At 36.7% G+C, this 8,643-nt stretch carries 5 protein-coding genes and 2 pseudogenes (1 of these 7 only partly in view); 5 read left to right on the top strand and 2 right to left on the bottom strand.

The genetic code is table 11. The annotated features are described in order from the left end of the window. Positions 1-2,116 (top strand): annotated as a pseudogene (locus V7147_RS22155) (FIMAH domain-containing protein); the annotation flags it as partial. Between the two features lie 89 nt (positions 2,117-2,205). On the opposite strand, the gene V7147_RS22160 reads toward V7147_RS22155, so the two are convergent. Together V7147_RS22160 and V7147_RS22165 are read right to left on the bottom strand one after the other, a co-directional pair. Further along, on the bottom strand, positions 2,206-3,801 hold the full coding sequence (locus V7147_RS22160) for an FAD-dependent oxidoreductase (protein ID WP_335369979.1): 1,596 nt from the start codon (positions 3,799-3,801) through the stop codon (positions 2,206-2,208). 141 nt (positions 3,802-3,942) lie between these two features. Beyond that, the gene (locus V7147_RS22165) at positions 3,943-4,563 is read right to left on the bottom strand and encodes a YesL family protein (protein WP_335369980.1); all 621 of its coding nucleotides are present in this window, start codon (positions 4,561-4,563) and stop codon (positions 3,943-3,945) included. 246 nt (positions 4,564-4,809) lie between these two features. Between V7147_RS22165 and V7147_RS22170 the strand changes: the two genes are divergently transcribed. The 4 genes and pseudogenes from V7147_RS22170 to V7147_RS22185 all read left to right on the top strand — a co-directional run. Beyond that, positions 4,810-5,892 (top strand): GNAT family N-acetyltransferase, encoded by a 1,083-nt coding sequence (locus V7147_RS22170; protein WP_335369981.1) that lies wholly within the window; start codon positions 4,810-4,812, stop codon positions 5,890-5,892. A 273-nt stretch (positions 5,893-6,165) separates the two neighbouring features. Further along, positions 6,166-7,425, top strand: a complete 1,260-nt coding sequence (locus V7147_RS22175; protein WP_335369982.1) for a sugar ABC transporter substrate-binding protein — start codon at positions 6,166-6,168, stop codon at positions 7,423-7,425. Positions 7,426-7,507: 82 nt separating this feature from the next. Further along, positions 7,508-8,464, top strand: a complete 957-nt coding sequence (locus V7147_RS22180; protein WP_335369983.1) for a carbohydrate ABC transporter permease — start codon at positions 7,508-7,510, stop codon at positions 8,462-8,464. 63 nt (positions 8,465-8,527) lie between these two features. Continuing rightward, positions 8,528-8,643: pseudogene (locus V7147_RS22185) on the top strand (carbohydrate ABC transporter permease); it runs 618 nt beyond the window's last position.

Raw genomic sequence — 8,643 nt, forward strand, 5'->3', positions numbered from 1 at the left:
CGCCCCAGGAACCTTTTCAGTCTTAGATGCTGAGACAGGAGAACTCAAGTTTTCCAAAGTGATTGCGAATACAGAAGCTGTTTGGGCAATTACAATTGGTCCTGATAAGAATGTATACTTCGCTGGCACATCCGACGGAAAGCTATACCGATATGTACCTGAATTAAAAGAAGTACAAGACCTTGGGGCAAATCCTTCCGCAGCTTGGGTGTGGGATATCGAAGCGACAGATGATGGGAAAATCTATGGGGCTACATATCCAGGTGCAGGTGTTTTTGAATATGATATTAACACAGGCAAATTCAAAAACTTCGGAAGTGTTACTGATCAGGATTATGCACGTGGGCTAGCTGTTGATGGTGATTATATTTACGTTGGAATAGGAACAACGAAGCATCTATATAAGATTAATCGACATACTGGTGAAAAGGAAGAACTGCTTATTGAAGGTCATTCAGGTGAAAACGGGTTCATCCAAGATGTTTGGGTTGTTAATGGCAAGCTTCTTGTAGCTGTGACAACTATCAATATGATTGTTGTAGATCCTGAGACAATGGAAATAGAAGGATCATTCGCATTTAGTAATATGATTTCTGAACCAGATCCAAATCATCCAAACATGATTTATTATAAAAATGGAACACATTTATTCAAATATGACCTTAATACAAACGTAGAAACGTTACTCGAGGGGATTCCAATTCTTCCAGATACTCCACGAGTAAAGGATATGGCTTGGATTACATTATCTACCGGCGAGACAGTATTATCGTTTATTACACAATATGGCGAATATATGTTATTCAATCCAGAAACAAATGAACTGAATTTCGTCGCTTTAGATCTTGCTGCAACAGCTGTCGCTATCCAGTCACTTGAAACAGGTCCAGATGGAAAACTATATATGGGCGGCTATCAGCGTGGAATGAGTGTGTATAATCCATTTTCAAATGAAATTGAAGTAAATATTTCTTCCTTTGCACAACCAGAGGGAATCGGATTTTTGAACGATAAAGTGTATTATGGAACGTATGTGGGTGCTATTATGTATAGTTATGACCCAAATCAGCCAGTTGACTTAAATAGCAATCCACAACTCGAATATGATATCAAAGATGAACAGGATCGTCCTTTTGCGATTACGTCAGGTGATAACAAGCTATTTGTTGGAACAATCCCTGATTATGGTGTATTAGGTGGGGTTCTAGCCATCTATGATGAAGATACAGGTGAATGGTTCCAACAACGAAATGTTGTTCAGGATCAAAGTATTATTAGTTTAGCTTATCATGATGGTAAATTATTTGGAGGTACTTCTGTCTGGGGTGGTTTAGGAATCGACCCGAAAGCAGAGGAAGCTAAAATTTTTGTCTGGGATGTAGAAAAAGGGGAGAAGATTACAGAATTTACACCGCAGATACCAGGAATCGATGTTACACCTCGTATGATTGGTGATTTATCAATTGGACCTGATGGATACCTATGGGGAGCTGTCGAAGGAACTATTTTTAAAATGGATCCAGAAACGTATGAGGTAGTTGATAGCAAAGTGATTCGACCAAGTCTATACAACAGCAGTAAATGGTTCCCTTATCGACTTCAGTGGGGACCAGATGGCATGTTATACACGACCTTGTCACGTAGCTTGATTGCGATTGACCCTGAAACATTAGATTATAAAGTCCTTGTAGAGGATTTCATGAACAGCATGACTGTCGGAGTCGATGGAAGCATCTATTATGCGATAGGTAGTGAGCTTCATAAAATTGGTGTACCTGAAACGGATGCAACCTTAAAATCCATTACAATTGATGGAGAAGCCCTTGAAGGTTTTCAGCCTGGAGCTACACGCTATACGTTATATACTAATCAAACAGAAAATATAGTGGCCGAGGCTACCCAAGCAGGCACTACTGTAGAAATCGTGCATTCTACTGATAAAACAGAAATTAAGGTTACCGGTACAGATGGAAAATCAACCTTAACGTATACAATTTTGTGGACGGATGAACCAACTGAGCCAGAGGAACCGGGCAAGCCAGATAAACCTGGAAAACCTGAGAAACCAGGTAAGCCAGATAAACCTGGAAAACCAAACAATCCAGGTAACCATTAAGAATCTTTAGTCTTGTTTGGTTAACTAAATTAAGAGTTTACAAAAAGGGTCTTCTGCTCGTGCAGTAGACCCTTTTTTCGTGCTCTTTTTTATACCTTCCCAAACGTCTCTTTCATTCGTAACACAGGATCATCTTCAATTGAATCATCCCACTCGAGTACTTGTCCGAAAGAGAGTAATTCATTTTTTAACTGATCATAAGATACGTCCTGCACTGTTGTTTGATTTTTATGGGCTAAGGCAGCTGCAGCCCCTGCTGACTGACCTAAAATCATGAACACAGGCTCCATGCGTATCGAGCCATAGGCAATGTGGGAACTAGATAAACAGACAGGAACTAGTAAGTTTGTACAATCTTCAGCCTTTGGACGAATTGATTGATAGGAAATCGGATAGGGTGAAATTGGTATTTCAACATCACCTTCATTGTAGATTCGTCCGTCAATCATCAATCTTCGAACATGATGGGAATCCATTTGATAGGATGCAAGTCCGATTGAGTCTTCTACCGTCATGTCACCTAAACAATTGTGATCTGTCATCACATAATCGGCTATCATTCTTCTTGCTTCTCGAATATAAAGCTGATGTGGCCAATGACCGGTTTCTTCGAATTCATCCTGGGCCAATCCCCACTGACTGACCTCGTCGCGAATCGCTTTAGGAACCTGTTCATCATTAGATAAAAAATAGAGCATCCCGAGATTATATGTAAAATGATCCTGGAAAATCCTTTCACGAGTTTCATAATCTCCATCCGGCCATTCGTAATTCATCCCAATGTTATCTGTTGAAAAACCACCATAATTATTTAAGTCTGTTTTTCCGTTAGGTAGCATGGTGTGAAGGTTCATCGCGTCCCATTTACCGGCATTGATATAACGCAATAATAAAGAGTAGCGGTCCCGGTTATAGGAAGGTGGTTTCGGAAAAGGAACACGATTATCCGCACGATTTGTTAAGCAAATTCGAAAATTATAGGCCTGAATTCTTTTATCCCCTTGTCCCTGATAGCCAATAGTATCGTGATTTGTTTCAGTAATCCCTTGTAAAACCCCACTTGAAGGGTCGCCTTCGATAACATATGAATCAATCCATTTTTCAAATTGATGATGCGGATGTCCGAATTGAATCCCATTATAGGTCTCTTTGTAGGTGGCATTCGATTCTCTACCTACATAATAAGTAACACCTGCTTTGGCCATCACGTCACCATCGTAGCTTGTATCGATGAAAAAGTCGCCTATATATGAAGTGCCATCCTCCATTATGATTTTTGTAATTCTACCATTCTCTTTTATAACTTCTACTACATGCTGATTAAAAACAACCTCAATCTCATAATCCTTCAGCCATTTTTCAAATACATATTTAGCAGCCTGTGGTTCAAATGTCCATTGTTCGTTTGTATCGTAATAGTTTCCTAGTTCCTGAAAGAATTCTCTCGATAAACCACCAATTGCTTCCTTTGCCCCAATATCAGAAGCACCTAAACCACTTGCTGTTATTCCGCCAATATTTTTACCGAATTCAGCAATGATGACAGATAGACCCATTCGTTTTGCTTGAATGGCGGATGTAATTCCCGCGGGAGTGGCGCCGTAGACGATTAAATCTCTTTTTACTATAGAAGGTTCACTTGCTTTTGGAGTAGGTACATAATAATGTAATTGACTGAAATCCATTTTTGATATCCCCCTTTGATGATGATAGCCCTTTCAAACATACTTAAAGTTTAAAAGAATAATTGCAATTATCAAGACTTTTAACGGACTTTAAATACATTACGTATCTACACGCAAAAAAAGAGTGCTTTTTCGAGCACTCTAATGTGTAACAATCTTCTTCTTACTATTAATTTTGAAAAGGGCACGGTTACTGCACCAAGTAATCGCTATCGCTAATACACTTCCTGTAAAAAAGGGGATTGTCCCTGGTATGAAGTTTACAAGTATCCCAATAAGCATACATGCAGTTAAAATAAGAATTGTTTCCAAAAGGGAACTAGCTGCAATCAAAAAGGATTGTTTGATATATTGAAAGAATTTCATTTCAAATTGTGTGTATACAGGAATGAAATACAATAAGGTTACTATATATGAAATTGCCAAAAATAAGAGGATCGGAAACAATAATTGTAATTTATCTAAATTCTTTTGTACAAACATAAAGTCATAAACTAAAATATACCCAATTAAAATAAAAAATAAGCCAAATTTATTCAGTGTAATAAATTCCTTTTTATAGGTTTTCCAAAATGTAAGAAAAATCTTATCAACAGGTTCTTTACGAAGCCATTTTTGAGCTATAGTAAACATAGCACCTGTCGAGGGGAATAGACCCAACACTCCCAATCCCAAAATGGTAAAGCCAATCCACAGTATATTTAAATAGGCTACCTTCAACATCCAAATCGCAAAGGTATTAAATTTCTCCCAGCCACCCAAAAAACCACCTCTTTCCACAATAAAATAAAAATAAATCATCTGAAAATATTTAAAGACATTAAATAGACTTGTCACTTATTAAAATTAACATAAAATAGAAAGTAAGGCTTAGAAAGTTTAGTTGTATTATAACATGAATTGTATTGTTAGCGATTTCATTTTTACAGTAGTAAGGAGGGAATTCTACAAAACATTAATTCTATTTACTAATATCTTTATAAAAAATTTACAAATAGAGGTGGCCAAATGGTAGATTACCGATTATTAAAAGAAGCTGATTTTCAACAGGCAAGTGATTTAGCTGATAAGGTTTTCCGTAAAGAAGGGCATGTGTCTATGGGAATTGCGTTCCCGCAAGTGTTTTCTTCTTCATTAAATCAATCCTATGGCGCTTTTATCGATGAAAAATTAGTTTCATTTATTGGATTAGTTCCATCCGTTCTGCATATTGAAGATGCTGAGGTACAGGCTTATTCAATCGGAGCTGTCTGTACGGAGCCTGATTATCGTAGAAGAGGATTAGCCAACACACTATTACAGATGGTCTTTGATCATGTGAACAAGTCTGGCGCATCTGTTCTTTTTATTTCTGGGGATTTACCAATCTATATTAAACAGGGTTGTACACACTATGGAAAAATGAATCAATATAAGATAGGGAAGGGCAGCCTTACAGCCAATAAATCATATACAGTTCGTGAACTTGGCCCTTATGATTGGTTTCAACTAAGAAAATTGAGTCATCATCGACCAGTGCGTTATGAACAGACCATTTATGAAATGGCTCAGCTTAATAAGGCAGCAGGATTTGCGAGCATTTTTAAAATGAATCATAAGGTTCTTATTGCTGAAGAGAACCATAGAATTAAGGCGTTTTTAGTATTCGGGATCCCATACCATGAACAAGTTGAGGCTGACTCTCGCGTCATCGAATGGGGAGGAGACCCAGTAGCAATCCGTGCCTTACTTTCAGAAGCATTTACATACGGCCTAGACTCCTTGGTACTGAATGTACCAACCTTTGAAAAAGACTTTATCCAAGAGCTTGACTCATTACAAGAAAAGGTAGAACAACCATTTCCAGGAACAATGAAGATTGTGAATTTAGATGTATTACTTGACCAACTTGGTCCATTTTTAAAAGACAAGCTAGAAATTTCAACTGTTGATGAGCAAAACAAAAGCCTTTTATTTAAAGGGAATTCTGTTATTATGAACAATCAAGCTTTAGAAGAGTTGATCTTAAAAGGCAGCAAAAATGGAGATTCATATTTAGAAGATCTTTTCCCAATTCCGTTTCCATTTCCACAAGGATTAAATTATGTCTAACAAGCATGCATTTGTATAGGAACTAAATTAATTTTCGATTTTTATTAAAGACAATTAATAGACTTGTCACAATATGCCAAACAAACTAGAATATAAGATATCAAGCAAGTAAAGTTACACATTTTTTTTAAAAACGGTTGTTACCGCTTCCATTTTTAAGTATTTTCAGTAAAAAGGGGTAGCAGTTTAAGGGGGGATGGATAAACGCTTAAAAAGACGAGGTTGTTAGTCTATAAGATTTTATTATTTAACTTAATAGGGGGTAATTCGTAGATGAAAAAGAAACGTTTTTCGTTCATGGCACTTTTGCTTTCAGGTAGCTTGCTACTCTCGGCTTGTAATGATGATTCTAGTACAACACCAAAAGAAGATGGAAAAGTCGATGGTGAAATAACTGTTTGGGTACATCCTTATACAGGTGATGCTACTAAGGAAGAGGAAATGTGGAAAGAGATCACTGCAAATTACAATAAAGACTTTCCCGATGTAAAGGTTAATGTTGAAACAATACCTTGGGCAAACCGAGATCAAAAAGTGCTAACAGCACTAGCTGCTAACAATGGACCAGATGTTTTCTATGCGATTCCTGACCAAATGCCACAATATGCAGATGTAGGAATGTTGCTTGAATTGGACCCATATTTAGAAGCGTCAGATCTTGAAGGTTACGTGGATACAGCACTAACGGCTACAACTTGGAAGGGTAAGAAATACGGATTGCCAGTTCTACAAGAAGCTTATACATTCATCTATAATCTAGACATCGTTAAAGCGATAGGTGAAGATCCAGCAAATCTTCCAAAAACATGGGAAGAATTTGAAGCATGGGCAGCTAAAGCGAAAGAAAAAGATTTCTATGCATTAAATTATTTGGGCGGCGGTTCCATGAACGGAACAATCTATCCATGGATTTGGCAAGCTGGTAGCGATGTTGTAACAGAAGACAATGAAGTGTTAATCAATAGTTCAGAAAGTGTGAAAGCATTCGAGATGGTTAACAATTTCTATCAAAAAGGATATATTCCAGAAGATTCTATTACAGCAACTACACAAGATGAATTATGGTTCGCTGGAAAAATATTGGCACAACTTGGATCTGGAATTAGCATTACAATGTTAGAAAAAGAAGGTAACTTTGACTTTGCGATTGCACCGCCATTAACTGGTGAAAAGCAATTAACATACGGTACAACAGGAATGTTTGTCGTACCATCCAATAGTGACAATCCTGATGCAGCAGCGGAATTTGTTAAGGCTATTACAAATGCAGAAAATCAACGTGTCTTTAATACTGTAACTCAATATATCCCAGTACAGGAAGCCGCAAAGGATATCTTTGATTCAAACGAATATATGAGTCAGCTAGCACAATATACACAATATGCATTACCAGGTGTAATCCATCCAAAAGGTCGTGCGATCATGCCATTTATTCAGGCTGAAATACAATCTATGATGGCTGGAGAAAAAACTCCTAAAGAAGCAGCAGATGCAGCAGCTGAAAAAATTGAAGCTGAGTTAGCGAAGCCGTAAACAAATAGCTTCTTACCAAGAGAGTTTTATTCTTAAGGGAATAAAGCTCTCTGTTTATTAAAAAAAGAAATAAGGTGATAGCTTGGAAAAGGTCGTAGAAATTCATAACAAATTACCTCTAAAAAAAGTAAAAAAGGTCAAGCCTCCTTTAAAGAAAAGAATCAAGGATGAATGGAGAAAAAATGGCCTTGTCTATCTTGTAATGACTCCAGTCTTAATTCATTTTTTAATCTTTCAAGTCATTCCATTTATTTATAGTTTCATATTAACGTTTCTTAATTATCGAATTATCGGTACTTCTGAGTTCGTTGGATTACGGAACTGGAAGCAATTATTTCAAGATGATATCGCTTTAAAATCTATTTGGAACACTGTATTATTTTCCTTCTATTATATACTTCCGACAATGGCACTAGGTTTGATTTTAGCGCTTGTTATAAAATCAGGAATTCGATTTACAAAATTTTTTAAAGGGATATTTTTCCTGCCTGTTGTTACATCATTTGTTGTTGTAGCGGGTATATGGGAGTGGCTATTTTCAGGAACGAAATCAGGATTTATTAACTACTTGTTAAGCTTTGTAGGTGTTGATCCTCAGTTATTTTTATCTAATTCGTCGCAAGCCCTAATCGTGTTGGCTGGTTTGAGTATTTTTAAAGTCTCTGGAAGTACAATGATCTATTATTTTGCAGGTCTCCAGTCCATTCCAAAAGATATGTATGAAGCGGCAAAAATCGATGGTGCTTCACCGTTAAAATCCTTTTGGATGATTACTTTCCCATTATTAAAACCGATTCATTTCTATGTGTTGATCATTACAACAATTGGTTCCTTCCAAATCTTTGACTCGGCATACTTATTAACAAACGGGGGACCAAACTTCTCGACAAGTACAATTGTATTTTATCTATATCAAATAGGGTTTAAAAATTTGAACTTTAGCTATGCAGCCGTTTTATCTTATGTATTATTTGCGATTATCTTAATCATTTCGCTTATTCAGAAAAAATATTTTGGTAAAGATCAAGGTATTTATTAAGCCTGAGCGTGATTGTAAGGGAGATGAACTAATTTGTTCAAAAAAATATTAAAATATATTGTCATGTTCTTCTTGGGATTTTGTTTTCTCCTGCCATTTTTAATCATGGTATTAAGTTCATTTAAAGAAACGACTTTTGCAGCAATGGATCCTTTATTTTGGATTCCAGACAGTGTATC

Origin of the sequence: Bacillus sp. JJ1521 (assembly GCF_036965165.1) — a bacterium.
GTDB lineage: Bacteria > Bacillota > Bacilli > Bacillales > Bacillaceae_L > Ferdinandcohnia.

Coding starts and splice junctions, on each gene's coding strand:
- V7147_RS22160 (WP_335369979.1), bottom strand. CDS start 3,801: ATGGATTTCAGTCAATTACATTATTATGTACCTACTCCAAAAGCAAGT.
- V7147_RS22175 (WP_335369982.1), top strand. CDS start 6,166: ATGAAAAAGAAACGTTTTTCGTTCATGGCACTTTTGCTTTCAGGTAGC.
- V7147_RS22170 (WP_335369981.1), top strand. CDS start 4,810: ATGGTAGATTACCGATTATTAAAAGAAGCTGATTTTCAACAGGCAAGT.